Below are 25,501 nucleotides of genomic sequence, written 5' to 3'. Positions count from 1 at the left end.
AGTCATCGGGGGTCAACCGAGGATGGGGAGCCGGCGCTGACCGGCGAGTCGCTTGAGCGCCGATTCCATGACCGCGCGCACGTGCGCGTCGACCTCGTCGATGTCGGGGTCGTCGCCGAACTGGGCGGTGACGTCGATCGGTTCGAGCACCTCGGTGACGATCTTTGCGGGTAGCGGCAGGTTCGGCGGGAAGATCACGCTCAGCCCGAACGGGAACCCGAAGCTCACCGGCAAGATGTCCATGCGCGCCTTCGTCAGCCCCAATTTGCGCGCCAGCCAGTTGCCGCGGGTCAAGAAGAGTTGGGTCTCCTGGCCCCCTATCGAGACGATGGGCACGATCGGCACCCCGGCCTCGATGGCGGTCCGCACGTAGCCGGTGCGCCCGTTGAAGTCAATGGAGTTGGCGCTGAAGGTAGGCCGGTAGGAGTCGTAGTCACCGCCCGGAAACACCAACACCACCGCGCCCGAATGCAGCGCCGCGGCAGCGTTTTCGCGGCTTGCCTCGATAACCCCAAGGCGGCGCAGCCAGCCGTCCAGGGGGCCTATGAACAGGCCGTAGTGGCCCAGGGTGTAGACGGGCCGGTCGTAACCGAACTTCTGGTAGAACGCCGGGGAGAAGATCAACACGTCCGGGGTGAGCATGCCCCCCGAGTGGTTGGACACCACCAACGCTCCGCCGGACGGCGGGACGTTGTCGAGATTGCGCACCTCGGCCCGATACCACCGCTTGATGACCGGCCCCATGGCATTGCAGACCTGCTCGGTGAAGGCCGGATCCCACTTGGCGGTCTCGTGGTTTTCGGCCGCCTCAACACCGCTGCCTGTCATGGCTCCCCGCTGACGTGTTCTTGCTGTTTGCTATTGATTGCCGGTGTGACGCAGATCTCAAACCTGAGTCCCGGACCGGCATAGCCTACTCTCCGGATAGGAGAATGGCATATTCGTTTGCTGACGGCGCCGGACGGTGTATGAGAAAGCCCTCGTCGCCCTCACCCGGTGACCACGGGTGGTACGCGTGGCACCCGCGCGCGAGAATCAGCCGGCATCGCGCAGCAATGGATGCGCCGTGGGCAGTTCGACGGCGGGGCTCAAGTCGGCGAAGAGGTCGGTCGCGTCCGCGATCGTGCGGTCGACGAAGGCGGCGAAGTCCTCGAAAGAAACGTTCTCCCGGATCCAGTGCGACCTGCGCGCCACCACACCGATTCGCTGTGGATCGGACGAGCCGTGCACGATCACGGTGACTTCGCGTTCCTGGCGGTTCCAGGTGTCGGAGAAGTGCACCAACCAGGGGCGCTCGGCGGCGGGGAAGAAGCACCCCGGAGTCACGCGAATGATCAGCACGTCGCCATGCTCGGGCGAGATCTCGAGGTGGACGTGCAGGCGCCTCGCGACGGACGCGCGGGCGCTGGTGACGAAGAAATATTCACCGTCGTGGTGGCCACGGAAATAGCGTCGCCCGCGGGTGCGCAGGTAACGTTCGACCAAGTTTGCGCACGTGGGCTCGTTCGTCATAAAAACATGCTGCGGCCAGTGGCTTTGTGGATGCTGGGAGACAAGCCATGAGCCGCCGAAGAATCTGTTGAGAATTGGCTGAGTCAAGTCGGTCGTTTCAGCGCCGCTCGACAATCCCCGCACCGGGCGCCGGCATGGTCCGGGGCAGCGTTACCGAGAACCGGTACCGCTCGGGACGATAGTGGAACTCCACGACCTCCAGGGGCTTGTCGTCATTGCCGTAGCTGATGCGTTCGAGCACAAGCACGGGGGAGCCCAACGGCAGATTCAACGCGCCGGCCACCTCGACGGAGGCCCCCGCCGCGTGGATCTCATAGCCGGCCCGGGCGACGGGGATGCCCAGTCGCCGCTCCCACATCGTGTAGGTGCTTTCCATCGCCCGTGCGGGTTGCGTGTCCGACACGCTCGACAGCAGCGGTTCGACGGCCTTGCCCAGTCCCGGCGGCAGATAGGCGATCATCAGCGCCAGCGGTACGTCCCCGTCGCGAAAGCGCCGGTGGATGCAAAGGACTTTGGACAAGCCGAGCGTTTCGGCTATTCGTTGCGGGGGCTCATCGATGCGATGAGACAGCACGTCGACGTGTGGAGTGATCCCGGAGCTCGCCAAGACTTCGGTGATCGTCCGCACGCCGGAGCCCAATTCTTGTCTTACCGGGTTGGTCACGAAGGTGCCCAGACCCTGGCGCCGCACCAGCCAGCCCTGGCGCTCGAGCAGTCCGACTGCCGCTCGCACGGTCACCCGGCTCAGACCGGATCGATCGATCAGCTCCCGCTCGCTGGGCAGGCGTCCCCCACGGGGCACGCGTTGCTTGATGATCGCGGCCTTGAGCGCTTCGGCGAGCTGGGTGCTCGCGGGCACGCTGCCGCGCCTGACTCGCAGATCGGCGGACCCGAGGTCGAGCGACCGGGTGGTCATAAGACGTATTAAAACGTCTGGTGAGCAGGGCGTAAAGGCCGGCGGCCGGTCCTCGTCGTCCACTCCGGCACCCGCCGTCGGATTACTCTGGCGCCGAGCGAGTTTGGGCTGGACACCACAGGAGGTTGGCCGTGGGATTCGCGGTGGAGCGGATTGATCATGTCGTGCTGAACTGCAAAGACGTCGAGGCCACCGCCGCGTGGTACGAGCGGATTCTGGGCATGCGGCGAGAAACGTTTGGTCCCTCTAGCCGGATCGCCCTGCGCTTCGGCGAGCAGAAACTCAACCTGCGGCCGGTCGGGGCGCTGGCCGGTGATTCCGAGTGGGCCACCGCTTCGGTCGAAGCGGCCGGTTCCGAGGACTTGTGCTTCATCACGCTGAGCAGCCCGGATGAGGTTCGCGCCCACCTCGCCGACTGCGGAGTTCAGATCATCGCGGGACCGGTCACTAGAACCGGAGCCCTCGGCCCGATGACCTCGCACTACTGCCGCGACGTCGACGGGAATCTGGTCGAAATCGCCGTCTACTCAACGATATAGCGGTCTAAAGCGGGTACAACGCCGGTAGGTTCACCACGACCGCCTCTTGTGTGCTGCGTGCGATGACGACCTCCGCCGTTGTGTTGGGATCGGGGTTTTCCTCTCGGTGCGGCAGGTGAGGCGGGATGAAGACGTAGTCCCCGGGCGAAGTCGAGATGCGCACCTCTTGGGCGCCGTCGTGAAAGACGAACTCCGGATGGCCGCTGCGCACGTAGATGGCGGTCTCCGAATCGCCGTGATGGTGATTGGACGAGACGGTCGACGGCATTGCGTGTGTCTCGCCCATCCAGAGCTTCTCAGCTCCCACCGACGCGCCGCTGAGCGCGGCGAAGCGACGGAGTCCCTCCGATTGCGCGGTGTCGGAACTGAGGTCCGATGCCCTGATGTGGTGCACTCGATTATGGGTGACTTCGGGTGTTGCCTCGTCGAAATCCGGGTGGAATCCGTCTGTGGTGGCCATGCGTCAATTATGGTCCGATGCATCCCGATACGCCTCGAGGAGCCGCAGCCACAGCTCGCTGACCGTGGGGAAGCAGGGCACGGCGTGCCACAACCGGTCGATGGGCACCTGACCGGCGACAGCGATGGTGGCGGAGTGCAGCATTTCGGTGACCCCGGGCCCAACCATCGTGACCCCGAGCAAGTGCCCGCGATCGGGGTCCACCACCATCCGCGCCCGCCCGGTGTACCCGTCGGCGTAAAGCTTGGCGCCCATCACCACTTCGCCGATTTGCACGTCGACCGTCCGTACCCGGTGCCCGGCCCGCTCGGCCTGCCGGGCCGTCAGGCCGACCGCGGCGGCTTCGGGGTTGGTGAAGAAGGCCTGCGGCACGGCGTAATGGTCGGCGGTGGTGGCATGCCGGCCCCACGGTGCGGTGTCCACCGGGGTACCCGCCGCGCGCGCCCCGATCGCCGCTCCGGCAACGCGGCCCTGGTACTTGCCCTGATGGGTCAGCAACGCCCGATGATTGACGTCGCCCGCCGCGTAGAGCCAACCGTCCCGAATGGCCCGCACCCGGCAGGTGTCGTCGACGTCGAGCCAGCTGCCAGGTGTCAGACCGACGGTCTGCAGGCCGATGTCGTCGGTGAGTGGTGCCCGGCCCGTTGCGAAAAGTACCTCGCTGACCTGTAATTCGGAGCCGTCGTCCAATTCGAGGGTCACGGGTCCGCCGTCGGGCCGGTGCAGCGCGCGGACCGATACGCCGACACGCACGTCCACGCCCGCATCGGTGAGGCCGCGGCCGACGAGCTCGCCAACAAAGGATTCCATCTTCGGCAGCAGTCCCGAACCTCGCGCGAGGAGGGTCACCTGGGATCCCAATCCTTGCCACGCGGTTGCCATTTCGACGCCCACGCCGCCGGCACCCACCACCGCGAGCCGCTCAGGGACGTTGCTGCTGTCGGTGGCTTGGCGGTTGGTCCACGGCCGGGCTTCGTCGATTCCGGGCAAGTCGGGGAGGACGGGCCGGCTTCCGGTGCAGATCACGACCGCGTGCCGTGCGGTCAACACGGCCGTCGCACCATCGGGAGCGGTGACGCCGACTCGTCGGGCGCCGTCCAACCGGCCATGGCCGCGCACCAGGGTTGCGCCGATCTGATTCACCCAGTCGGCCTGACCACTATCGTCCCAGTCGCTGACGTAACGGTTGCGGCGTCCGAAAACTCCGGCGGCATTGATGGGGCCGCTTACCGCCTCGCGCGCGCCGTCGACTTGGCGGGCTTCCGAGACGGCAATTACCGGGCGGAGCAAGGCCTTACTTGGCACGCAGGCCCAATAAGAACACTCGCCGCCGACGAGTTCACGCTCGACCAGCGCGACGCTCAGGCCCGCCGCCCGGGCACGCTCCGCAGCATTCTGGCCGATCGGCCCGGCGCCGAGAACGATGACGTCGTAGACCACTGTGTCTGCTGCCATTGCCGGCGGTCCTCCCCGTGCGTCTCTTAGTTGTCGATGAGTTTCTCGGCAAGCTCCCGCAAGTCACCCACCATGAGGTTCGGCTGGGGTAGCCCGTCGACCGGCAGCGGCGGATTGCCGGGCCGGGTAATGAGCGCAGCGCTGAAGCCGACCTTCTGGGCGCCGAGAGTGTCCCACACGTGCGCGGCCACCATCATGCAGTCGGCCGGGGCCACCCCGAGCGTCTCGCACGCGTATCGGTACACGGTGGGCGCCGGCTTGAAGGCGCGGCAGGCATCGACGCTCAGTTGTAGTTCGAAGAATTCGCCCAGCCCGGAACTCTGCAGCGCCGTCGGCCCATCCGGGTTGGGCGGTGAATTCGTCAGGGTCACAAGGCGAAACCCGTTGTCTCGCAGCCTTGCGAGCCCTTCCGCGGCATCCGGGTGCGCCGGCATGGTGAGCAGGCCGGTCTTCAGGCGGTGCAGGTCATCGTCGGAGACGTCGACGCGGTGCACGTCGCCGACCATGCGCAGCACGCCTTGGGCGAGCGTGGAGAAGTTGACGTAGCTTTCCGCCAATGTTGCTGACATCGAGTACATGATCAGCTGGGCGAACCACTCGCGAAGTACCCGCTGTTCACCGAACACATCGGTGAACAGCGGTGCGAGAGAGTCGATATCGAGCAGCGTCTCGTTGACGTCGAAAACCAGGACGGACGGTGTGGTCATGGTCAGGCCTCGATCTTCCGCAATGTGGGCACGTCCGGCCGTAGGTACCCGATCAAGCACAGGCAAATCAAAGCCATCCCGAGCAACGGCAACCAAAGTGCGACCACCCCCGCCGTTGTGAAGATGCCCATCGTGATGAATGACCGCATCCGCAACAACCCGCGCATCCGGTCCGTGAGGTCTTCGTGGGCCGGCCGGTCGACCACTTCGCGGCACAGCGCGAGATAGGTGACGTTGACGAGGACGAACACGAACGCGTACAAAGCCACGGGCTCAGCGGCCAGTCTGCTGTCGGCGATCCACTCGGTGGTGATCGGTAGGAGCGACACCGAAAACAAGTGCGCGAAATTCGACCACACCAGCCGCGGCGTCACCAGCTCCGCGTAGCTGAACAAGTGATGATGGTTGACCCACACGATCGCGATGAACAGGTAGCTGACTACATAGCTCAGGCCGGTGGGCCACAGCGGTAGCAGGGCGCTGAAGCTGTGCGCGGCCGGCGGTTTGAGCTCCAGCACCAGGATCGTGATGATGACGGCGAATACACCGTCCGAAAATGCTTCCACCCGGCCCGGGCTGGTTTTCCTCGCGACCACGACGCCTCCTCAGGCCGGAAGGGGCGAGAGTCCGATAGGCCCCGGTGCTGAAACGGCGTAGCTCACCGCATCACCACGACCATCTTGCCGCCCGCTTCCCCCGCTTCCATCACCCGGTGCGCCTCACGTATCTCGTCGAAGGAGAAGACGCGAGATGGCTTGGCCTCCAGAGCGCCCTCGGCGACCTGCCGCGCGATGTCTTGCAGAGGGACGTCCGACAGCGGGAATCCGGGAGTTCCAAAGACGAAGCTGCCGAAGAAGTTCCAGTTGACGCCGCTTGCCATGCGCAGCAGCGGATTGAAATCCCCGATCGGGTCGAGTCCGCCCAGCCAGCCCGCCAAGCAGGCCGTTCCGCCGCGGCGCAGCATGTCGAGGGAGTCCAGGATGGTGCTGTTGCCGACCAGGTCCAGGACCGCGTCTACCCGCTTGGCCTCGGGGAGGCGGTCGGCCAGGTCGCCCCTTTCCAATTCGACGCGCGACGCGCCCAGCTCCTCCAGCATCGGAAACCGGCCGCGATTCCGCGCGGTGGAGATGACGCGCGCACCGGCGGCGACGGCCATCTTCAGCGCGGCCTGGCCCAACGACGATGTCGCGCCGCGCAACACCAGCGTCTGGCCGGCTTTCAGCTTGAGGTTGCGGAAGAGGCAGGTCCAAGCGACCGCGTAGGTTTCGGGCAGCGCGGCCAAATCCGACCATGGCAGCTCGCTTTCGATGAGGGCGACGTTCGCCGCGCGTACGCGGGTGTACTGCGCGTAGCTGCCGTTGATGGTTCGGCCCAGACCACCCATCAGGGCCGCCACCTTGGCGCCCAAGGGGAATTCGCCGCCCGGGCATGTGTCGACGACACCGACGCATTCGATGCCGCTGACTTCCGCGGCTTCGGCCCATTCCCCGCGCCGCATGTGCATCTCGGCGTGATTGAGTCCGAAGGCCTTGACTTCGATCACCACTTCGCCGTCCTTGGGCAGCGGCTTCGGAATATCGGCGTAGACCAGCCTGTCCGGGGCGCCGAACCCGTCAAGGATGATCGCGCGCATCGTTTCCCCGCCGGGCTGCTCGCGCACCATCGCGGGGGCGGTCGGCAGCTGGGGTGCATCGGTGGTGGACACGTGCCGTTCCTCCCAAATTCCTGGCCGCCCCAACGAATCCGGAGGTGCGAACCCGCGGTTAGGGCTCCCGTACATAATGGGCCAGCTGACCCAATTATTATGGGCTATGCATCCCATTCTGTCCAGGGGGTTGTCTCGATTCGGCTCAGCGCTTGCGCGTGGGTGTCGCCAACGAGCGGACGTAGTCGACGGCGGCGTTGACGGCGGTCCGCAGCGGTTCCGGATCCCCGGTGGCATACGTCAACAGCGCACCGCCCTGATGCGCGACGACCAGCGACACCGCCAGGTGGCGGGGGTCCGCGGCGGCGCGCAGGTCGCCGCGTCGGCGCATCGCCGTCAGGCCGGCCCGAAACAGGTCGATCCACTGGTCATAGCCGGCGGAGAGGTCGTCGTGTATCTGGTCGTCGGCGTCGATCAGCTCACCCGCCAAGGAGCCGTAGACGCAACCGCCGACGCGGTACACGGCGTCTATGTCGGCGACGCAGGCGTCAGCCCATGCCTGCAGGGCGTCGACGCTGTCCAGGGCGCCCAGCGGTGGCTGGGTGTGAAATGCCCGCACGTCTTCGCGGCGGGTGGCAACGACCTGGCGGGTCAGATCGCGTTTGTCCCGGAAATAGTGCGCGATCTGAGAGCCGCCCACCCCCGCCGCGCGCCGTACGTGCTCGATGCTGGTGTTGGCGACGCCCCGCTCGAACATCAGACGGGCGGCTACGTCAACGATGCGCGCGCGAGTCGCCAGTCCCTTGCTGGTGAATCGCGCTGGGCTGTCGTCGCTCACGTGACGGTCCTTCGGCGGCCCCGTGGACGCCGCGCAGGCCGGGCAACCCGCTCGCCGGGGTCGGTGGCGAAGCTGCGTAAGTAATTGATCGCGAAGCGAACCGCATCCGCGTGCGGCCACTCCGCCCGGTAGGTGAAGGCCAAGGTACCCCCGCCCTGATGGGCGGCGACGATGACCATCGCCAATCGTCGAGCGTCGGCGTCCGCGACCAAGGCGCCGCCATCCTTCATCCGCTGGATCGCTGCCTGGAGCAGCTCGACCCACTGCCAATAGCCGGCCGCCAGCGTTTCGCGCGTCGCGTCGTCGGACTTCGCCAGTTGGGCGGCAAGCGCGTGGTAGGTGGGTGTGCCGAAATATCCGATGCGCCTGAGGTATCGCATGTTGAGGTCGATCCACCGCTCGAAGTCTTCGAAGGAATCCAGGCACCCCAGCTTGGGCTGCCGGTGGAAGTCGAGCACCACCCCGATCTGACGCCTGAGGACCGCGCGAATCAGTGCGCTCTTGTCGGCGAAATAGTGGGCGAGCTGCGAACCGCTGACCGATGCCGCCTTGCGAACGTTTTCCATGTTCGCCGCGGACAGGCCCTCGGTGACGATCAGCTGGGCGGCCGCTTCCACGATGCGGTCCCGGGTGGCACGCCCCTTGGCGGTCAACCGTTGTTCGTCTTGGACACCGGAATGGGCCATCGCGTCAGGCTAACCCGCGAGGCTCGAGAACTATGGGATATCCAACCCATTGATCCCGGAACCGGTCAGGCGGTCATGTCAACCTTGGTTAGGAAGCCGCGGATCAGCGTGGCGACGTCGTCCAGTGCGGACTCCAGCAGGAAGTGGCCGCCCTCGAGCAGGCGGATCTCGGCATCCGGCAGGTCGTCGGCGAACGCCTCGGCGCCGGCCGGACCGAAGATCTCGTCGCTGCGACCCCACACCGCCAGCAGCGGCACCTGGCTGGCGCGAAAGTATTCGTGCAAGCGTGGATAGAGCGGCGCATTAGTGGCATAGTCTCGCAACAGTTTCAGCTGCACCAGGTCGTTGCCTGGCCGCGATATGAGCGCGTAGTCGTGATGCCACGATTCCGGGTCGACGAGGGTCTCGTCGGGAACGCCGGTGACGTATTGCCATCGCGTGGCGTCCAGCGTAAGGAACTGCCGTACCGCGGCCTCCGTCTCATGCGTTTGTTCGCGTTGGTAGGCCCGCACGATCTTCCAGAAGCTGTCGACGAATCCCGCGTCGTAGCCGTTGCCGTTCTGGGTGATGATCGCGGTGATCGCCGACGGGTCGCGCAGCGCCAGCCGCCAACCGATCGGTGCGCCGTAATCCTGGACGTACATGGCATGTCTGTTGATGCCGAGCGCGCTCAGCAAGCCGGCAGTGAGGTCGGTCAGCGCGTCGAAGGTGTAGTCGAACTGCTGCACGGACGGCGCGTCGGAAAGCCCGAAGCCCAGGTGATCCGGCGCGATGACGTGGAAATCGTCGGCGAGTGCCGGAAGCAGATGCCGGAACATGTAGGAGCTGGTCGGAAACCCGTGCAACAGCACCAGCGCGGGAGCGTTCGGGTCGCCCGCTTCGCGGAAGAAGAGCCGGTGGCCGTCGACGGTGGCGTATCGATGATGCACAGCCGCCATGACATGTCCTCCTCAGTTTCGCCCCTCGAACACCACGCGCTGGGCGGACGGGCACGGAATCCACCGGAGCGGTATTTTGGGTTGTACGACCCAGTATGCACCAGAGCGGGCACGGCGCAACAGTCCCGCCTCCTGTTGCCCTCCGGCGCGGAGCGGCATATTCTGGGCCGGCCGTCCCACTGGCGAAGCCCGGAGGTGACATCGTGGGCAAGCTGATCTCGGTGAACGTCGGCATGCCCAAGAACGTTCAGTGGCATGACAAGACCGTCTACACCGGGATCTGGAAAACACCGGTCGAGGGGCCGGTCATGGTGCGCCGCCTGAACATCGACGGCGACGCCCAGGGCGATCTCGGTGGCCATGGCGGTGAGCAGCGCGCCGTAATGGTCTACCAGACCGAGTCATACGACTTCTGGAAGAGCTACCTGGGTCGCGACGACCTCGCGCCCGGCCACTTCGGGGAGAACTTCACGATCACCGGGCTGCCCGACAACGATGTGTGCATCGGTGACCGCTACCGGATCGGTGGGGCCGAGTTCGAGGTGACCCAGCCCAGGGTCACCTGCTTCCGCGTTGGTCTGCGCCTGAACGAACCCAGAATGCCGAACTTGCTTGTCGCCCAACGGCGCCCGGGCTTCTATTTCCGGGTGATCACCGAGGGAGAGGTCCGCGCCGGTGATGACATCGTGCGTACCCACCGTGGTAGACACGAGCTCAGCGTCGCCGACGTCGATGCGCTCCTTTATCTGCCGAACCGCGACCTCGACCGACTTCACAGGGTCGTCGACGTCCCCCCGCTCAGCCCGGGCTGGCAGCAGTCGTTCCGCGACATGCTGACAGCGCAGCAGGAATCCACAGCCCAAGCGCAGCCGGCGTGGGAGGGCTTTCGTCCCTTGCGTGTCAGCGAAATACGCCGGGAAAGCTCACAGGTGATGTCCCTTTGGCTGGCGGCCGACGACCATGCGAGTCTCCCACCGCCGCTCCCCGGGCAATACCTGACGGTGCGAATCCCCGGCGCGGGCGCACCAGTGCCGCTGCGCAGTTACTCCCTTTCGGGCGACCCCGGCGCCGGGTACTACCGCATCAGCGTCAAACGTGAAGAGCAAGGTCTGGTGAGCCGATGGTTGCACGAGCACGTCGAAGCGGGCTCGGTCGTCGAGGCCGCCGCCCCACGAGGCGAATTTCACCTCACCGAGGGTGACGGCCCAGTGTTGCTGCTTTCGGCGGGAATCGGCATCACCCCGGTCTTGGCGATGTTGCATGCGCTCGCGGCGGTCCGCAGCCCCCGCGAGATCTGGTGGCTGCACACCGCCCGCAGTCCTCAAACACAAGCGTTCGCAGCCGAAGTCGCCAGCTTGATCGAGTCGTTGCCGCGCGCGCGGCAGTCGGTGTTCTATACGCACACACAGGGGCGGTTGGGCCGGTCGGCGCTCGCGGCGCTGGGTATCCCAGCTAACGCCACTGCGTACCTCTGCGGCCCAAACCAATTCATGAGCGACATGCGCGACGCACTCACCGCGGAGGGCCTGGCCCCCGAGCGGATCCACAGCGAGCTATTCGGCGCCCTGCCGTCGATCAATCCGGGCATCGTCGATGGCGCCCCTCGTACGCCACCGCACCCGCCGGCGGGACTTGCGGGAACGGGCCCGTCGATCACCTTCGCGCGCAGCGGCCTAACGGTTAACTGGTCATCCCGATTCGGAAGCATCCTCGAGCTGGCCGAAGCTTGCGACGTGCCCACCCGGTTCTCCTGCCGGAGCGGCGTGTGTCATGTGTGCGTCACCGGCGTTGTCGCCGGCAGGGCCAGTTACGTGCAGCCGCCGCTGGAGCCCCCCGAGCAGGGGACCGTACTCATCTGCTCGGCGGCCCCGGAGAGCGAGCTGGTGCTCGACCTGTAACGAAAACCGTTGCGTCAGGCGGCGATCGCGCGTTGACCGCCGCTCACGGGCACCACAGCGCCGTTGACATAACTGGCGTCGGGAGAGGTGAGGAAGATGACCGCGCTGGCGATTTCACTCGACTCGGCGGGCCGGCCGATCGCGGTGTTGGCCGCCACCGCGTCCAACACGCCCGGTAGGACCGCCACACCGGGAGTGTCGGTTGGCCCCGGCGCGATCGCGTTCACCCGCACCCCCGACCGGCCGAACTCGTCCGCCCAGACGCGCGTCAGCAGCTCCAGGCCGGCTTTGGTGGCGCCATAGATGCCCGCGCCGCTCGCCGGCACCGACGCCGCGACGGTGCTCACGTTGACCACCGCGCCACCGCCGCGCTCAATCATTCTCGGCACCAACTGCTGGACCAAAATGTAAGGGGCGCGCAGGTTGACATCCACGTGCTGTTCGAACGTCGCATCGTCGGTGTCCACGGTGGCGCCGAATTGGTAGACGCCGGCATTGTTGACCAATATGTCCACCGGCCCCGCCTCATCGGCCAACCGGCGGACGTCTTCGCCGTCATTGAGGTCCGCCGCGACGAAACGCGCCCTACCGCCGGCATTTTCAATCTCGCGCACGGTCTTCGCGCCGCGTTCGGCGTCGCGGCCGTGTACCACAACCTCGACCCCGCGTTCCGCGAGTTGGAGCGCGATTTCCTTGCCGATACCGGACGTGGCCCCGGTCACCAGCGCAGTGGAGCCGGCCATTGTTGCTGCCATCGGATCCTCCTGGTGAGAAGTTCACTTGCCTCACCGACAGCAGCCGCTCCCCGGCTTTTATTCCTAGGAGCCCAGCGGGACCGCCGCCTCGGCGGTGTAGCACAGGAATGTCAGCGTCTCCTGCAGATACAGCTGCACGGTGTCCGCATCATGGCTCGTGTAGCCGATCGACACGTCGGTCCCGAGCTGCAGATCGAAGTCACCGCCGCGGGTGGTCAGCACGAAAGCACCGTCGATGGCCGGCGCCCAGATGATGTCTCCCGGAACCAGCCGGTCGATGTGCTCGAGGATCGGATATCCGTGTTCGGTGGTCTCGCTGACCTTCGTATAGACGTCGGCGGACAACAACACCGAGTAGGGGCCGTCGACCCCGGCCAGCCGCAATTCGGAGATCGCCTGCGTGATGACATCCGGAATTTCGCGAGGATCGGCCGGCAAGGTCAGCGGCTTGTTCGAGCTGGCGGAGCGGATGCCCTCGATCGACGCGGCGGCGTAGCCCTCGAAGATCGCCCGGTCTTCCACGAACGCCAACTTCTTGGCGGCCTCCTTGACCGGGTCCCAGTCGGAGTCCTGCGCACCACGTTCGACGTTGTCGATCTCGTAACGCGAGAGGGTGAACGGAACCCTTAGCCGGACAAGGGGTTTGCTCGCCCGCAGGTGAGCCTCCACGCCGTCGGACGGTGCCGCCACGTCGATCAAGCGGCCGGTGCTGACCGCCGCGGTGACCGGACCGCCGGGGCCGCTGACGTCGACGACCCGGCGCCCGGCGACATGGCGTTTGAATGTACGGGTCGCCTCCGTTTCGATTTCGTCCCAAGCGGCTTCGGTGACCGGTGCCAGGTCGCGGTAGAGGTTGTTCATGAAGGGGTTCCTTTCAGGCTTCCGATCGAAAGTGAGCCGTCTTGTGCAACAGACGTTTCCGCCACCGGCGCTGCGGGCAGTGGCGGTGGATCATCGAGAAAGTCCACAGTGGGGGAGAAGAACAAGCCACCGGTGACCGCCGTGGAGAACTCGAGGATGTGGTCGGTGTTTCCGGGTGGATCCCCGAGAAACATGTTGCGCAGCATCTGTTCGGTGACCCGCGGAGCGCGGGAATAGCCGATGAAGTAGGTGCCGTACTCGCCCTTGCCGAGCTCGCCGAACGGCATGTTGTGCCGCACGATCTTCAGCTCGGTGCCGTCGTCGTCAGTGATGACGTTGAGAGCGATGTGGGCGTTGGCCGGCTTTTGGTCGTCGTCGAGTTCGAGGTTCTCCAGTTTGGTCCGGCCGATCACCAACTCCTGCTCGCTGACCGACAGCGCGTTCCACGATGACATTTCGTGCAGATACTTCTGCACGTGTACGTAGCACGAGCCCTCGAATTCGGGATCCTCGGCGCCGATGGCGGTGGCGCTGACGGCCAACGGGCCGTCGGGGTTTTCGGTGCCGTCGACGAAGCCCAACAGGTCGCGGTTGTCGAAGTAGCGGAATCCGTGTACCTCGTCGACGACGGTGACGGCACCGGCCATTGACCTCAGGATGCGGTCGGCCAATTCGAAACACACGTCCAAGCTCTCGGCCCGGATGTGGAACAGCAGATCCCCGGGCGTGGCCGGGGCGGTGTGCCGCGGGCCTTCCAGTTCGACGAACGGGTGCAACTCGGCGGGACGCGGACCGGAGAACAAGCGATCCCAGGCTCGCGAGCCGATCGAGGCGATGGCGGACAACCGTTTCGGCGGCTCGCGGAAGCCGATCGCGCGCACCAGGCCGGAAATCTCGGGTAGCGCGTCGTGCACCGTCGCTTCTCCGCCGTCGTCGATGGTCACTACCAGGAAGACAGCCGCAGGCGTCAATGGCTCGAGGATCGGCTGTGGCTGGACGGGAGGCACTCTGCTGACCCTAGCGTGGCGACGGCGAGCGCAGGAAGTGCGCGAGGAAGGAGCCGCGCAATCGGACCGAGCGTGGCGACGGCGAGCGCAGGAAGTGCGCGAGGAAGGAGCCGCGCAATCGGACCTAGCGTGAACTCCGTTGTGGTCGACAGCCATGATGTTGAACATGTCGGCCAGCGCCGCAGGCCTCTGCGATTTCATCGACGCTTCTCCGTCGCCGTTTCACGTCTGTGCCACGGTGGCGGCGCGGCTGACCGCCGCCGGGTACACCGAACTGAGCGAGGCCCAACGCTGGCCGGACGGACCGGGTCGGTACTTCACCGTGCGGGCGGGCTCGCTGGTCGCCTGGAATTCCGACGGGCCCGACGGCCCGTTCCGGATCGTCGGCGCACACACCGACAGCCCTAACCTGCGGGTCAAGCAGCATCCCGATCGGCTGGTCGCCGGTTGGCGTGTCGTGGCGCTGGAACCGTACGGCGGAGCGTGGCTTAACTCCTGGCTGGACCGCGACCTGGGCATCAGCGGACGGTTATCGGTGCACTCGAATCAAGGCACGGGGATCGAGCACCGGCTGGTCCGGATAGACGAGCCGATCCTTCGGGTACCGCAGCTGGCCATTCACCTGGCCGAGGACCGCAAATCACTGACGCTGGACCCCCAGCGACACGTCAACGCGGTCTGGGGCGCCGGCGCCGAAGCCAGGTCGTTCATTGACTTCGTCGCGAAACGCGCCGGGGTTGCGCCGGCCGCCGTGCTGGGCGCCGACCTGATGACTCACGATCTCACCCGATCGACGGTGCTCGGCGCCGAGGGCGACCTGCTCAGCGCTCCCCGGCTGGACAACCAGGCCAGCTGTTATGCGGGGATGGAGGCTCTGCTGGCTGCCGAGCCACGGGGCGTCCTGCCCGTGCTGGTGGTTTTCGACCACGAGGAAGTCGGTTCGTCTTCCGATCACGGTGCGCAGTCCAACCTGTTGAGCACCGTCCTCGAGCGGATCGTGCTCGCCGCCGGCGGCACCCGGGAGGACTTCCTGCGTCGGCTGCCCGCGTCATTGCTGGCCTCGGCGGACATGGCGCACGCCACCCACCCCAACTATCCGGAGCGGCACGAGCCCGGCCATCTCATCGAGGTCAACGCCGGGCCGGTGCTCAAGGTGCACCCGAACCTGCGTTATGCCACCGACGGGCGCACGGCCGCGCCCTTCGCGCTGGCCTGTCAGCAGGCCGGGGTTGCCCTGCAGCGTTACGAGCACCGCGCCGACCTGCCCTGTGGGTCGACGATCGGGCCGCTGGCCTCGGCCCGGACCGGCATCCCCACCGTCGACATCGGCGCCGCGCAGCTGGCGATGCACTCCGCGCGCGAGTTGATGGGCGCCCACGACGTAGGCACCTACTCGGCGGCGATGCGCGCGTTCCTTTCGCCTGAGTCATTCTGAGGTTCCTCAGGCCTAAACGGCAGCGGGGTGGGCGATCAGGGTGAGTGCGAAGGTCGCGGCGTTGAGCGTGAGCAGGAACCCGGCGAAGACGAACTGACCGGAAATATCGTTGGCGAGTACGTGGGTGTACATCGCGCAGATAAAGAAGATGGTTAGCCCGGCCGCGGCCGCGATGCCGATTGCTGGAACCCACAGTCCGGCCACAAGCCCGAGCGCACCTAAGGTTTTCAGGGTGCCGATGGGAAATCTGAGCCAGGACAGCGGAACCCCGGCCCGTCTCATGGGCGGAATGATGGGCGCGAAGTGGAGGAGCGCGCTCACGCCCGAAAATCCGTCGAGGGCAACGGCAATTATTGTCACGACAAGGTAAGCGGTGTACATGTTGGTGGCTTCCGGGGATCGTCGACCTATAGCGGAATCGTCCGGCGTTAGCTCGCCGGAATGGGGTCCAGCCGGAACACGGCGATCCGGCCGGCCAGCGCCTCGACCTCTTCGGGATGGCCGTGGCGCACCAGGCCCGAGCGCTTCAAGAAGCCAACACCGACCGGCACTTCGTTCGGGTATTCCCGCAACACCGGGCGAGCTTGCTCGGCGGTCAGCTCAGTTATCCTGACACGTCGCACCTTTCGGCCCTTGCGCAGCGTCCCGGCGCCGGCGGCGCGCGCATTGCGTGCCCAATCTGCACCGGGGAATCCGGCCACGGCAAAAAGCTGTCCGTCCAGCCTGAAGGGTGTCATCGGCGTGCTGTGTGGCTTCCCAGATTTGCGGCCCGGCACCGTCAATACCATGGGCGGTCCCGTGGGTACGCCGAGCTTTTGCATCGCGATCATGAACTTGTTCATCGGCTTCAGCCAGCGGGGCGGCGTCGGGTTCGACATCACTTCTCCTTGGTGTATTCCGTTGCGGTGAGCGTGGAATCGGCTGTGACGGGGCACCGCCGAGGTGGTAACCGAAGCCCACTCGCAGCTCGTAATTCAAGGACGGATCGTCGGCGTAGAAAGTTACAACTGCGTCCGTAACTTTTCGCAGCGCCGTCTCGTCGTCATTCCTGAGCACGGATGTCCGACGCCCATGACGAAGGAGAACCATGACAGGCGCCAAGCTGTACGCAGGCTGGTGGTTTCGCGACGCCAACCAAATCCGGCGGAAGAACAGCGTCGACGAAACCCTTGGCGGAGCGGGTGTGCCGCGATGACAGCGGATAACTGGCACGGCCGACGCTGGCCCCGGGTAGTCGCCCGTGCTACCAGCGCCACGTTGGCGATCCTGGCGGTGGCCCAGGCCGCATTCGCCGGCAGTTTCCTGGGCGGGCAGTACAACGCACTGATGCTGCACTCGGTCGGCGCCAGGGTGACCACATTGCTCTCCGTCGTGCAGGTGGTTGCGCTGGTGATCGTCAGCAGGACAGGCGGGCCGCGGTGGCCGATAGCGGTCGGTACGCTCGTGACAATTCTCTTCGTCGCCGAGTTCGCCTCGGGTGAATTGCGGCTGACGGGCCTGCACGTTCCACTCGGGGTCCTGCTCGTTGCGGGAATCCTGCAGCTGACCGCGTCGGTTTGGCGTCTGCCGCTGACCGCACACCCTCTCGCGGAACAGCAGGATGTGACTCGGTGAATCGGCGCAGCGCGTTGCGGTTGGGCGCCACCGCGGCAGGGATCGGCGTCGTGGGCGCCAGCTGGCCAATGTCGCACGCACTGCTGGGCTCCGCCGAGTCGGGACGGCTGATTCGCAGTGAGACCAAACTTCCCGCCCGGTACCAAGTCCCGCTGCCGATCCCGGACCAGTTGACGCCAGTCAGCACCGATGCCCACACCGACTACTACGAGATCACACAGCAGGTCACGCAGTTGCGCATCCTGCCCGAGATAACCACTGCGGCATGGACTTACAACACGAGCTTCCCGGGCCCCACTATCGCGTCACGGTCCGGCCGACGCACCGTCGTGCGGCACCGCAACGCTCTGCCGGTGCCGGTGGTGGTACATCTGCATGGCGGGCACACCCCGCCAGACCACGATGGGTACCCGACCGATCTCATCCTGCCGCAGGCCGGTCAACCCGCCGCTATGGAAATGGCACGCAATACCGTTGTCGGACAACGTGAATACGTTTATCCGATGGATCAGCGGGCCGCCACGTTGTGGTACCACGATCACCGCATGGGCTACACCGGCGCCGCGGTGTGGCGCGGGCTAGCCGGATTTCACCTGATTCACGACGACGAGGAAGACGCGTTGCCGCTGCCTCGCGGCTTCCGGGATATCCCGCTGATGGTCACCGATCGTGCGTTCGCCGCCGATGGTTCGTTTCGGTACCCGGCCGCTGAGTCCGGTGGGGCGACGGGCGACTACATGAACGGCGTCCTGGGTGACGTCATCCTCGTCAACGGTGCGCCATGGCCGGTGCTGCAAACCGATCCTGCCCGCTATCGCCTGCGGCTACTCAACGCATCCAACGCCCGTCGCTACCGGCTGCAATTGGACCCGCAGCCGCCCGGAGGGTCGGCGCTGGTGCAAATCGGCAGTGATGGCGGATTGCTCGCGCGGCCGGTAAGCCATGACTCCATCGATATCGCTCCGGGCGAACGCTTCGAGGTCGTGGTCGACTTCGGCCGCTACCAACGCGGAACAAGCGTGCGCCTCCTCAACCTGTTGGGTACCGGAAGCGCCGCCGAGGTTATGCGGTTCGACATCGTCGGTACCGATCGTTCCGATGATTCGGCGGTCCCCGAGCGGCTCAGCACAAGCACCCCCCTAAGCCGAGAGCAAGTGGTGGGCACTCGGACCTTCCTCTTCCGCCTAGGCAGAAGAGGGGTATGGACGATCAACGACCTGCCGTATCAACCGGGCCGGCCGCTGGCGCGCCCGAGGACCGGCACGACGGAAATCTGGCGGTTCATCACCGAGTTCCACCATCCCGTTCATGTGCACCTGAACTCGTTCCAAGTGCTGTCCCGCAACAACCGCGCACCCGGACGTTTCGACGTGGGCTGGAAGGACACCGTCGACGTCCGCCCGGCCGAGGCGGTGGAAGTCCTCACCCGATTCACCGACTACGCCGGCTCCTACCTTCTGCATTGCCACAACCTCGAGCACGAGGACATGGCCATGATGGCCGACTTCCTGACAATCGCTTAACCGCCGGGTTGCCTCGGCGATGCGCGCAGTCCTTTCACCCGAGTCAGTCCGAGGCCTAAGGTCTGGCGGTATGGCGCTCAACGTGGAGATGATCACTTTCGACTGCAGCGACCCCGCGATGCTGGCCGGATGGTGGGCCGAGCAGTTCGGGGGTACGACGCAGGAATTGCTAGCCGACGAGTTCACCGCAGTGAGCTTGTCGGAAGGACCCCGGCTCGGATTCCAGAAGGTGCCCGATCCCACGCCCGGGAAAAACCGCGTGCACCTCGACTTCGGTGCCGCCGACGTTGACGCCGAGGTCTCCCGGCTGACGGCCGCCGGGGCCACGGAGGTCGGCCGGCACAGGTTCGGTGACAATTTTCGCTGGGTGGTGCTGGCCGACCCGGAGGGCAACGTCTTCTGCGTCGTCGGTCAATAGCCACGCGGCGACCCCACGGCGATAGCGGCGTCGCCCTAGACTGTCTGGCGTGACTGTCTCCGGGACGAGCGCCCGCACCCAGGCGACCGACACCGTCGAGCACGCCGCTGCCAGCCCCGACCAGCCGCAGCCGTTCGCCGAGCTGGGCCTCAAAGAGGACGAGTACGAGCGGATCCGCGAGATCCTGGGCCGCAGACCCACCGACACCGAGCTGGCGATGTACTCGGTGATGTGGAGCGAGCACTGCTCGTACAAGTCGTCGAAGGTTCATCTGCGCTACTTCAGCGAGACCACCACCGACGACATGCGCGCCGGCATGCTGGCGGGCATCGGCGAAAACGCCGGCGTGGTCGACATCGGCGACGGATGGGCAGTCACCTTCAAAGTGGAGTCCCACAACCACCCCTCCTACGTCGAGCCCTACCAGGGCGCGGCGACCGGCGTAGGCGGCATCGTCCGCGACATCATGGCCATGGGGGCCCGACCGGTCGCGGTGATGGACCAGCTTCGGTTCGGCGCCGCCGACGCGCCCGACACCCGCCGCGTGGTCGACGGGGTGGTCCGTGGCATCGGCGGTTACGGCAACTCGCTCGGGTTGCCCAACATCGGCGGCGAGACGGTCTTCGATGCGTGCTACGCCGGCAATCCGTTGGTAAACGCGTTGTGCGTCGGCGTGTTACGCCAGGAGGACCTGCACCTGGCGTTCGCCTCGGGCACCGGAAACAAGATCATCCTGTTCGGCGCGCGCACCGGCCTCGACGGCATCGGTGGGGTGTCGGTGCTGGCGTCGGAAACCTTCGACAGCGAAGGGTCCCGCAAGAAGCTCCCGTCGGTGCAAGTGGGCGACCCCTTCATGGAGAAGGTGCTGATCGAGTGCTGCCTCGAGCTCTACGCGGGCGGCCTGGTGATCGGCATCCAGGATCTGGGTGGGGCCGGATTGTCTTGCGCTACCTCGGAATTAGCGTCTGCCGGGGACGGCGGGATGGCGATCGAGCTCGACTTCGTCCCGTTGCGGGCCAAGGACATGACGCCCGCGGAGGTGCTCTGCAGCGAGTCGCAGGAGCGGATGTGCGCGGTGGTGGCGCCGGAGAACGTGGACGCCTTCTTGGCGGTCTGCAGCAAATGGGAGGTGCTGGCCACGGTGATCGGCGAGGTCACCGACGGCGACCGGTTGCGGATCACCTGGCGCGGCGAAACGATCGTCGACGTGCCGCCGCGCACCGTGGCGCACGAGGGCCCGGTGTACCAGCGGCCGGTCGCACGGCCCGAATCGCAGGATGCCCTGAACGCCGACCGGTCCACCAGCCTGCCGCGGCCAACGACCGGGGAGGAACTGCGCGCGACTTTGCTTGCACTGCTGGGCAGCCCCCACCTGTGCAGCCGCGCCTTCATCACCGAGCAGTACGACCGCTACGTGCGCGGCAACACCGTGCTGGCCGAGCACGCCGATGGCGGTGTGCTCCGCGTCGACGAAACCACCGGCCGCGGCATCGCATTGTCGACTGACGCGTCGGGGCGCTACACGCTGCTCGACCCCTATGTCGGAGCCCAACTCGCGCTGGCTGAGGCCTACCGCAACGTCGCCGTCACCGGCGCCACCCCGGTCGCGGTGACCAACTGCCTCAATTTCGGCTCTCCGGAAGATCCCGGGGTGATGTGGCAGTTCTCTCAGGCGGTGCGAGGGCTGGCCGATGGTTGTGCGGCCCTTGGCATTCCGGTCACCGGCGGCAACGTCAGCTTCTACAACCAGACTGGGTCGGCGGCGATTCTGCCCACGCCGGTGGTCGGTGTGCTCGGTGTGCTCGACGATGTCGGCCGGCGCATCCCAACCGGTCTGGGCGGCGAACCGGGCGAGGCCCTGATGCTGCTGGGCGATACGCGCGATGAACTCGACGGGTCCATCTGGGCGCAGGTGACGGCCGACCACCTGGGTGGGCTGCCGCCCGCGGTCGATCTGGCGCGCGAAAAGTTATTGGCCGAGGTGCTGACCGCGGCCTCCCGCGACGGGCTGGTGTCCGCGGCGCACGACCTGTCCGAGGGCGGGCTTGCGCAGGCGATCGTGGAGGCTGCCCTGGCGGGCGAAACCGGTTGCCGCATCGTGCTTCCCGAGGGTGCCGATCCGTTCGTCACGTTGTTCTCCGAGTCGGCGGGCCGGGTTTTGGTGGCGGTGCCGCGTACCGAGGAGAGCCGGTTCCGGGCGATGTGTGAGGCGCGGGGGCTGCCCCCGGTGCGCATCGGCGTCGTCGATCAGGCCTCGGACGGGGTGGAGGTTCAGGGCCTGTTCACCGTGTCGCTCGAGGAACTGCGCGAGACGTCCGAGGCGGTGCTGCCCCGCCTCTTCGGATGAGCCCTAGCGGCGAATCCTGATGGGCCGAACCGGTTTTCGCCGGGCGGAAGCGTTCTCTTTGGCCGCCGCCCTGGTTGGCTGGAGCTTCGTCGGCCCGCGACTGCCCACGGCCTGGCGCGCCGCGGTGCAGGCGGGTGCGGCCGGCCTGCTGGTGCTGGTGACGCGTGCTCCGCTGGGTTTATCTCCGCCGCGGCTGTGGGCGGGGCTGCGGCTTGGGTCGGCGACCGGCGCGGCGGCGGCGAGCGTGATCGCGGCGACGACGGCGGTGCCTTCGGTGCGGGCATCGATGGCCGAGCGGGAGCCGCCCGGATCGGTGTCCGGCTGGTTGCTGCTGCGCATCCCCGTCGGGACCGTCTGGGCCGAGGAGGCCGCGTTTCGCGCCGCGCTGACCGTCGCCGCTTCCGGGGCGTGCGGCAGGTCGGGTGGAAGGTTGTTGCAAGCGGCGTGCTTTGGGCTCTCCCACGTCGCGGACGCGAGGTCGGCGGGTGACCCGGTGGTGGGCACCGTTTTGGTGACGGGCATCGCGGGCTGGTTATTCGGTTGGCTGGCAGACTGTTCCGGCAGCATCGCCGCGCCCATGTTGGTGCACTTGGCCATCAACGAGGCCGGCGCGATCGCCGCGCTGGGCGTGCGGCGTCACGGGTTGATGGTGTAGTCGCCCAGTTGCCGACCCCACACATGCTCGACGAAAAGTGGTGAGCCGAGTTCGAAGTGGTTGTAGGGGGCCATGCTTGCGCCGGTGTCCATCACCAGAAACGGCGCCGGCCACAGCTGCCGGGTGATCGTCTGCCAACAGCCCGGCAGGCCGCCGGGGCCGCCCCTGGCGTTGGTCCGGGGCAGATTCTCCGGCCAGATGTACGGATTGGGTGCCCCGGCGATTGCGCCCGCGGCGTGGGCACCCAGCGAGTAGCCGTTGTCGCCGAGGGCGTTGTGGATCTTGGGTCCGACTTCATTGAAATTGCGGATGGTGCAAAAGATTTCCGGACTGTACTCGTCGAGCAGCTGGCTGGAGCTGACCAGATCGGCGGCCCCCCGCGCCAGGTACGGTCCGCCGCGACCGAATACGTCGGCGCCCGTGCCGCCCAGTCCGGCCGCCGCCAGCAGCGCCGCGTCCAGGTCGGCTTGCTGGCGGTTGAGCGCACGCGCCGTGGTCACCGCGTGGTCGAGCGCGTCCCACAAGTCCGGCGAGGCGTTGGCGTACGTGTCACCGAGCGCGGCCAACTGCTGAATGTCGGCGTGGATTTCGCGCATCTGGGGATTCACGTCGTCGAGGATCGTGTTGCCGTTGACCACAGATTCGCCGAACTTGTCGCCCAATCCCGTCAGGGCTTGCGCGGCCGCGCTGAGCGTCAGATTCACCTTGACCGGATCGACTTTCTCGGCGATCGAGATGAGTGTTTCGAACACGGTGTTGAATTCGGTCGTCACCGACCTCGCATCGATCACGGTCGACGGTGTGATCGCTTGGGTCGCGGGCTGAGGCGGCGAGTTCAACGCGACGTATTTGTTGCCGAAGACCGTGGTCGCCTTGATGGCGGCCGCCACGTTGGCCGGGATCATCGGGACGAACCGGGGGGTGATATCAAGGACCACCTTGGCGGCCGGCTTGCCGTCGCGGGTGATCTCGGAAATGCTCGCCACCCTGCCGATTTGCACCCCGTTGTAGGTGACCTTGGATCCCGGATCCATCACCAGTCCGGCCCGGGTGGCGACCATGGTGAGCTTCGTCGTCGGCGTGAGGTCGCCACGGAACTGTAGGTACAGGAGCGACCCGGCCAAACCCATGACGATGATCGTCACGAGGCCGACGGTCTTGTACGGTGGCCCGCGCCGCAGGCGACGACGCTCCATGAGTTTGAGACCCTAGGGTATGGCCGCCCGTGAAAAGGCCGATCCGGCAAAGACTCGGCAGGCCGTGTTGGCGGTGGCGGATTGGTTGCGCGACGAATCCCTGCCGGCCCCCGACCGCGAGGGCCTGGCCGCGGCCGTCCGGCTCACCGCCCGCACTCTGGCCGCCGTGGCGCCCGGCGCCAGCGTCGAGGTGCGTATCCCGCCGTTTGTCGCGGTGCAATGCGTCGCCGGGCCGAGGCACACCCGGGGCACGCCTCCCAACGTGGTGGAGACCGATCCGCGGACGTGGCTGCTGCTGGCGACCGGGATGCTGTCCTTCCAGGACGCGAAGGACGCCGGTGCGCTGAGCCTTTCCGGCGCTCGGACGGGTGAGATCGAACACTGTCTGCCCTTGTTCGGTGTCGGCTGAATGACAACTCTGAACTGCAGGTTTAGGGTCGGATGCGGGAATTTTCGCCGCCCAACACGCGCTGCTAATTCGCGGTCGCGGGCGTCGGACCCGTAGACTCCGTTACGTCACCAATCGTTCCCCAGGGAGCCGCCCAATCGTGACCGTCCAGGAACCCGAGCAGGACCTGAACTCGCCTCGTGAAGAGTGTGGTGTCTTTGGGGTTTGGGCCCCGGGCGAGGACGTCGCAAAACTCACCTATTACGGCTTGTACGCCCTGCAGCATCGCGGGCAGGAAGCCGCGGGTATCGCCGTCGCCGATGGATCGCAGGTCCTCGTCTTCAAAGACTTGGGCTTGGTCAGCCAGGTGTTCGACGAGCAGACGCTCGCGGCAATGCCGGGCCATGTGGCCATCGGGCATTGCCGCTACTCCACCACGGGCGACACCACTTGGGAGAACGCGCAACCGGTGTTCCGCAACACCGCCGCCGGCACCGGCGTCGCTCTGGGGCACAACGGAAACCTGGTCAACACCGCCGAGCTGGCCGCCCGCGCCCGCGACGCGGGACTGATCGCCCGGCGTGCCCCCGCCCCCGCCACGACGGACTCCGACATCTTGGGCGCGCTGCTAGCCCACGGCGCGGCCGATTCCACGCTGGAGCGGGCGGCCCTGGATCTGCTGCCAACCGTGCGCGGCGCGTTCTGCCTGACGTTCATGGACGAGAACACGCTGTATGCCTGCCGCGATCCGCATGGGGTGCGGCCACTTTCGCTCGGACGGCTGGATCGCGGCTGGGTGGTGGCCTCCGAAACGGCGGCCCTCGACATCGTCGGCGCGTCGTTCGTACGCGACATCGAGCCGGGCGAGCTGCTCGCGATCGACGCCGACGGGGTGCGCTCCACGCGTTTCGCCAACCCCACCCCCAAGGGCTGCGTCTTCGAATACGTCTACCTGGCGCGTCCGGACAGCACGATCGCCGGCCGGTCCGTGCACGCCACCCGGGTGGAGATCGGTCGCCGGCTGGCCCGTGAATGCCCGGTCGACGCCGATCTGGTGATCGGGGTCCCGGAGTCGGGCACCCCGGCCGCGGTGGGATACGCGCAGGAGTCCGGCATTCCGTACGGGCAGGGCCTGATGAAGAACGCCTACGTCGGGCGGACCTTCATCCAGCCGTCCCAGACCATCCGCCAGCTCGGTATCCGGTTGAAGCTCAACCCACTTCGCGAGGTCATCCGCGGCAAGCGGCTCATCGTCGTCGACGACTCGATCGTGCGGGGGAACACCCAGCGCGCGCTGCTGCGCATGCTGCGCGAGGCCGGCGCCGTCGAAGTCCACGTGCGGATCGCGTCGCCGCCGGTGAAGTGGCCCTGCTTCTATGGCATCGACTTCCCGTCGCCGGCCGAGTTGATCGCCAACGCCGTGCAGGACAAAGAGGAGATACTCGAGGCGGTGCGGCATGCCATCGGCGCGGACACCCTCGGCTACATCTCGCTGCGCGGCCTGGTGGCGGCGTCCGAGCAACCCGCGTCGCGGCTCTGCACCGCCTGCTTCGACGGCAAGTATCCGATCGAACTGCCCGAGGAGACGGCTTTGGGCAAGAACGTCATCGAGCACATGCTCACCAACGCCGCCCGCGGAGCCGGTCTCGACGATCTGGCACCCGACGAAGTGCCGATCGTCCACTGACGGACGTCCGGCGCGCCCCTT

The 25,501-nt window shown here is 66.6% G+C and carries 25 protein-coding genes and 1 pseudogene; 10 read left to right on the top strand and 16 right to left on the bottom strand.

Annotated elements, in window-relative coordinates; all coding sequences use genetic code 11:
- Positions 1 to 12: 12 nt before the first annotated feature.
- The 3 genes from A5781_RS06860 to A5781_RS06850 all read right to left on the bottom strand — a co-directional run bounded on the left by A5781_RS06860 (position 13) and on the right by A5781_RS06850 (position 2,428).
- Positions 13 to 828 (bottom strand): lysophospholipid acyltransferase family protein, encoded by an 816-nt coding sequence (locus A5781_RS06860; protein WP_067203081.1) that lies wholly within the window; start codon positions 826 to 828, stop codon positions 13 to 15.
- A 207-nt stretch (positions 829 to 1,035) separates the two neighbouring features.
- A complete protein-coding gene (locus A5781_RS06855; RefSeq protein ID WP_067203078.1) occupies positions 1,036 to 1,512 on the bottom strand; it encodes a hypothetical protein in 477 nt (158 codons plus the stop codon).
- 97 nt (positions 1,513 to 1,609) lie between these two features.
- A complete protein-coding gene (locus tag A5781_RS06850) occupies positions 1,610 to 2,428 on the bottom strand; it encodes a GntR family transcriptional regulator (protein WP_067203075.1) in 819 nt (272 codons plus the stop codon).
- A gap of 131 nt (positions 2,429 to 2,559) precedes the next feature.
- On the opposite strand from A5781_RS06850, the gene A5781_RS06845 reads away from it, so the two are divergent.
- Positions 2,560 to 2,967 (top strand): VOC family protein, encoded by a 408-nt coding sequence (locus A5781_RS06845; protein ID WP_067203072.1) that lies wholly within the window; start codon positions 2,560 to 2,562, stop codon positions 2,965 to 2,967.
- A gap of 4 nt (positions 2,968 to 2,971) precedes the next feature.
- Here A5781_RS06845 and A5781_RS06840 read toward each other — a convergent pair whose 3' ends face one another.
- From A5781_RS06840 to A5781_RS06805, 7 genes and pseudogenes are all read right to left on the bottom strand, one after another.
- The gene (locus A5781_RS06840) at positions 2,972 to 3,427 is read right to left on the bottom strand and encodes a cupin domain-containing protein (RefSeq protein ID WP_067203069.1); all 456 of its coding nucleotides are present in this window, start codon (positions 3,425 to 3,427) and stop codon (positions 2,972 to 2,974) included.
- Positions 3,428 to 3,430: 3 nt separating this feature from the next.
- Positions 3,431 to 4,882 (bottom strand): NAD(P)/FAD-dependent oxidoreductase, encoded by a 1,452-nt coding sequence (locus A5781_RS06835; protein ID WP_067203066.1) that lies wholly within the window; start codon positions 4,880 to 4,882, stop codon positions 3,431 to 3,433.
- Between the two features lie 26 nt (positions 4,883 to 4,908).
- Positions 4,909 to 5,589 (bottom strand): haloacid dehalogenase type II, encoded by a 681-nt coding sequence (locus tag A5781_RS06830; protein ID WP_067203064.1) that lies wholly within the window; start codon positions 5,587 to 5,589, stop codon positions 4,909 to 4,911.
- Between the two features lie 2 nt (positions 5,590 to 5,591).
- On the bottom strand, positions 5,592 to 6,185 hold the full coding sequence (locus A5781_RS06825) for a TMEM175 family protein (RefSeq protein WP_231990651.1): 594 nt from the start codon (positions 6,183 to 6,185) through the stop codon (positions 5,592 to 5,594).
- Positions 6,186 to 6,247: 62 nt separating this feature from the next.
- On the bottom strand, positions 6,248 to 7,294 hold the full coding sequence (locus tag A5781_RS06820; protein WP_067203063.1) for a zinc-binding alcohol dehydrogenase family protein: 1,047 nt from the start codon (positions 7,292 to 7,294) through the stop codon (positions 6,248 to 6,250).
- 145 nt (positions 7,295 to 7,439) lie between these two features.
- Positions 7,440 to 8,758, bottom strand: a pseudogene (locus A5781_RS26515) (TetR/AcrR family transcriptional regulator).
- Between the two features lie 65 nt (positions 8,759 to 8,823).
- Positions 8,824 to 9,696, bottom strand: a complete 873-nt coding sequence (locus A5781_RS06805; protein WP_067203055.1) for an alpha/beta fold hydrolase — start codon at positions 9,694 to 9,696, stop codon at positions 8,824 to 8,826.
- A gap of 203 nt (positions 9,697 to 9,899) precedes the next feature.
- Between A5781_RS06805 and A5781_RS06800 the strand changes: the two genes are divergently transcribed.
- Positions 9,900 to 11,594, top strand: a complete 1,695-nt coding sequence (locus A5781_RS06800) for an MOSC and FAD-binding oxidoreductase domain-containing protein (RefSeq protein WP_067203053.1) — start codon at positions 9,900 to 9,902, stop codon at positions 11,592 to 11,594.
- Positions 11,595 to 11,608: 14 nt separating this feature from the next.
- Here the strand turns inward: A5781_RS06800 and A5781_RS06795 are convergent, their stop codons facing one another.
- The 3 genes from A5781_RS06795 to A5781_RS06785 all read right to left on the bottom strand — a co-directional run bounded on the left by A5781_RS06795 (position 11,609) and on the right by A5781_RS06785 (position 14,217).
- Positions 11,609 to 12,349 carry an SDR family NAD(P)-dependent oxidoreductase gene (locus A5781_RS06795; protein WP_067203051.1) on the bottom strand — a complete coding sequence of 247 codons (741 nt, stop codon included), beginning with the start codon at positions 12,347 to 12,349 and terminating at the stop codon, positions 11,609 to 11,611.
- A 63-nt stretch (positions 12,350 to 12,412) separates the two neighbouring features.
- Positions 12,413 to 13,210, bottom strand: a complete 798-nt coding sequence (locus A5781_RS06790) for a family 1 encapsulin nanocompartment shell protein (protein WP_067203048.1) — start codon at positions 13,208 to 13,210, stop codon at positions 12,413 to 12,415.
- Positions 13,207 to 14,217 (bottom strand): Dyp-type peroxidase, encoded by a 1,011-nt coding sequence (locus A5781_RS06785; RefSeq protein ID WP_067203046.1) that lies wholly within the window; start codon positions 14,215 to 14,217, stop codon positions 13,207 to 13,209. The genes A5781_RS06790 and A5781_RS06785 overlap by 4 nt, the downstream gene beginning before the upstream one ends.
- A 166-nt stretch (positions 14,218 to 14,383) precedes the next feature.
- On the opposite strand from A5781_RS06785, the gene A5781_RS06780 reads away from it, so the two are divergent.
- Positions 14,384 to 15,652, top strand: coding sequence for a M18 family aminopeptidase (locus A5781_RS06780; protein WP_067203164.1), 1,269 nt, complete (start codon positions 14,384 to 14,386; stop codon positions 15,650 to 15,652).
- 12 nt (positions 15,653 to 15,664) lie between these two features.
- Here the strand turns inward: A5781_RS06780 and A5781_RS06775 are convergent, their stop codons facing one another.
- Positions 15,665 to 16,033, bottom strand: a complete 369-nt coding sequence (locus A5781_RS06775; RefSeq protein WP_067203044.1) for a DoxX family protein — start codon at positions 16,031 to 16,033, stop codon at positions 15,665 to 15,667.
- A 47-nt stretch (positions 16,034 to 16,080) separates the two neighbouring features.
- Positions 16,081 to 16,530: a nitroreductase family deazaflavin-dependent oxidoreductase gene (locus tag A5781_RS06770; RefSeq protein ID WP_067203041.1), complete on the bottom strand. Its 450-nt coding sequence runs from the start codon at positions 16,528 to 16,530 to the stop codon at positions 16,081 to 16,083.
- Positions 16,531 to 16,843: 313 nt separating this feature from the next.
- On the opposite strand from A5781_RS06770, the gene A5781_RS06765 reads away from it, so the two are divergent.
- From A5781_RS06765 to A5781_RS06745, 5 genes are all read left to right on the top strand, one after another.
- Complete coding sequence (locus tag A5781_RS06765; protein ID WP_067203036.1) at positions 16,844 to 17,266, top strand: hypothetical protein; 423 nt, start codon at positions 16,844 to 16,846, stop codon at positions 17,264 to 17,266.
- Positions 17,263 to 18,789, top strand: a complete 1,527-nt coding sequence (locus A5781_RS06760) for a multicopper oxidase family protein (protein WP_067203034.1) — start codon at positions 17,263 to 17,265, stop codon at positions 18,787 to 18,789. The genes A5781_RS06765 and A5781_RS06760 overlap by 4 nt, the downstream gene beginning before the upstream one ends.
- A 70-nt stretch (positions 18,790 to 18,859) precedes the next feature.
- Positions 18,860 to 19,207 (top strand): VOC family protein, encoded by a 348-nt coding sequence (locus A5781_RS06755; protein ID WP_067203032.1) that lies wholly within the window; start codon positions 18,860 to 18,862, stop codon positions 19,205 to 19,207.
- A 49-nt stretch (positions 19,208 to 19,256) separates the two neighbouring features.
- On the top strand, positions 19,257 to 21,554 hold the full coding sequence (gene purL, locus A5781_RS06750) for a phosphoribosylformylglycinamidine synthase subunit PurL (protein WP_067203029.1): 2,298 nt from the start codon (positions 19,257 to 19,259) through the stop codon (positions 21,552 to 21,554).
- A 19-nt stretch (positions 21,555 to 21,573) separates the two neighbouring features.
- On the top strand, positions 21,574 to 22,209 hold the full coding sequence (locus A5781_RS06745) for a CPBP family intramembrane glutamic endopeptidase (protein ID WP_067203027.1): 636 nt from the start codon (positions 21,574 to 21,576) through the stop codon (positions 22,207 to 22,209).
- Here the strand turns inward: A5781_RS06745 and A5781_RS06740 are convergent.
- Positions 22,191 to 23,405, bottom strand: coding sequence for an MCE family protein (locus A5781_RS06740; RefSeq protein WP_067203024.1), 1,215 nt, complete (start codon positions 23,403 to 23,405; stop codon positions 22,191 to 22,193). The genes A5781_RS06745 and A5781_RS06740 overlap by 19 nt on opposite strands.
- 19 nt (positions 23,406 to 23,424) lie before the next feature.
- On the opposite strand from A5781_RS06740, the gene A5781_RS06735 reads away from it, so the two are divergent.
- Both A5781_RS06735 and purF read left to right on the top strand, forming a co-directional pair.
- Positions 23,425 to 23,814, top strand: coding sequence for a sterol carrier family protein (locus A5781_RS06735; protein WP_067203021.1), 390 nt, complete (start codon positions 23,425 to 23,427; stop codon positions 23,812 to 23,814).
- Between the two features lie 139 nt (positions 23,815 to 23,953).
- Positions 23,954 to 25,480 carry an amidophosphoribosyltransferase gene (gene purF / locus A5781_RS06730; RefSeq protein WP_067203019.1) on the top strand — a complete coding sequence of 509 codons (1,527 nt, stop codon included), beginning with the start codon at positions 23,954 to 23,956 and terminating at the stop codon, positions 25,478 to 25,480.
- Positions 25,481 to 25,501: the final 21 nt, after the last annotated feature.

This window comes from Mycobacterium sp. 852002-30065_SCH5024008, from assembly GCF_001665645.1.
In the GTDB taxonomy this organism is placed as follows: Bacteria; Actinomycetota; Actinomycetes; order Mycobacteriales; family Mycobacteriaceae; genus Mycobacterium; species Mycobacterium paraffinicum.
Note: the sequence above shows the minus strand (reverse complement) of the source record. Positions and strands in the feature narration are given on the sequence as shown.

Excerpts from the sequence above, each read along its gene's own strand:
- A5781_RS06805 (WP_067203055.1), bottom strand. The coding sequence starts at position 9,696 with ATGGCGGCTGTGCATCATCGATACGCCACCGTCGACGGCCACCGGCTC.
- A5781_RS06840 (WP_067203069.1), bottom strand. The coding sequence starts at position 3,427 with ATGGCCACCACAGACGGATTCCACCCGGATTTCGACGAGGCAACACCC.
- A5781_RS06860 (WP_067203081.1), bottom strand. The coding sequence starts at position 828 with ATGACAGGCAGCGGTGTTGAGGCGGCCGAAAACCACGAGACCGCCAAG.
- A5781_RS06780 (WP_067203164.1), top strand. The coding sequence starts at position 14,384 with ATGTCGGCCAGCGCCGCAGGCCTCTGCGATTTCATCGACGCTTCTCCG.
- A5781_RS06775 (WP_067203044.1), bottom strand. The coding sequence starts at position 16,033 with ATGTACACCGCTTACCTTGTCGTGACAATAATTGCCGTTGCCCTCGAC.
- A5781_RS06795 (WP_067203051.1), bottom strand. The coding sequence starts at position 12,349 with ATGGCAGCAACAATGGCCGGCTCCACTGCGCTGGTGACCGGGGCCACG.
- A5781_RS06790 (WP_067203048.1), bottom strand. The coding sequence starts at position 13,210 with ATGAACAACCTCTACCGCGACCTGGCACCGGTCACCGAAGCCGCTTGG.
- A5781_RS06830 (WP_067203064.1), bottom strand. The coding sequence starts at position 5,589 with ATGACCACACCGTCCGTCCTGGTTTTCGACGTCAACGAGACGCTGCTC.
- A5781_RS06835 (WP_067203066.1), bottom strand. The coding sequence starts at position 4,882 with ATGGCAGCAGACACAGTGGTCTACGACGTCATCGTTCTCGGCGCCGGG.
- A5781_RS06745 (WP_067203027.1), top strand. The coding sequence starts at position 21,574 with ATGGGCCGAACCGGTTTTCGCCGGGCGGAAGCGTTCTCTTTGGCCGCC.
- A5781_RS06740 (WP_067203024.1), bottom strand. The coding sequence starts at position 23,405 with ATGGAGCGTCGTCGCCTGCGGCGCGGGCCACCGTACAAGACCGTCGGC.
- A5781_RS06770 (WP_067203041.1), bottom strand. The coding sequence starts at position 16,530 with ATGTCGAACCCGACGCCGCCCCGCTGGCTGAAGCCGATGAACAAGTTC.
- A5781_RS06855 (WP_067203078.1), bottom strand. The coding sequence starts at position 1,512 with ATGACGAACGAGCCCACGTGCGCAAACTTGGTCGAACGTTACCTGCGC.
- A5781_RS06755 (WP_067203032.1), top strand. The coding sequence starts at position 18,860 with ATGGCGCTCAACGTGGAGATGATCACTTTCGACTGCAGCGACCCCGCG.
- A5781_RS06765 (WP_067203036.1), top strand. The coding sequence starts at position 16,844 with ATGACAGCGGATAACTGGCACGGCCGACGCTGGCCCCGGGTAGTCGCC.
- A5781_RS06735 (WP_067203021.1), top strand. The coding sequence starts at position 23,425 with ATGGCCGCCCGTGAAAAGGCCGATCCGGCAAAGACTCGGCAGGCCGTG.
- A5781_RS06850 (WP_067203075.1), bottom strand. The coding sequence starts at position 2,428 with ATGACCACCCGGTCGCTCGACCTCGGGTCCGCCGATCTGCGAGTCAGG.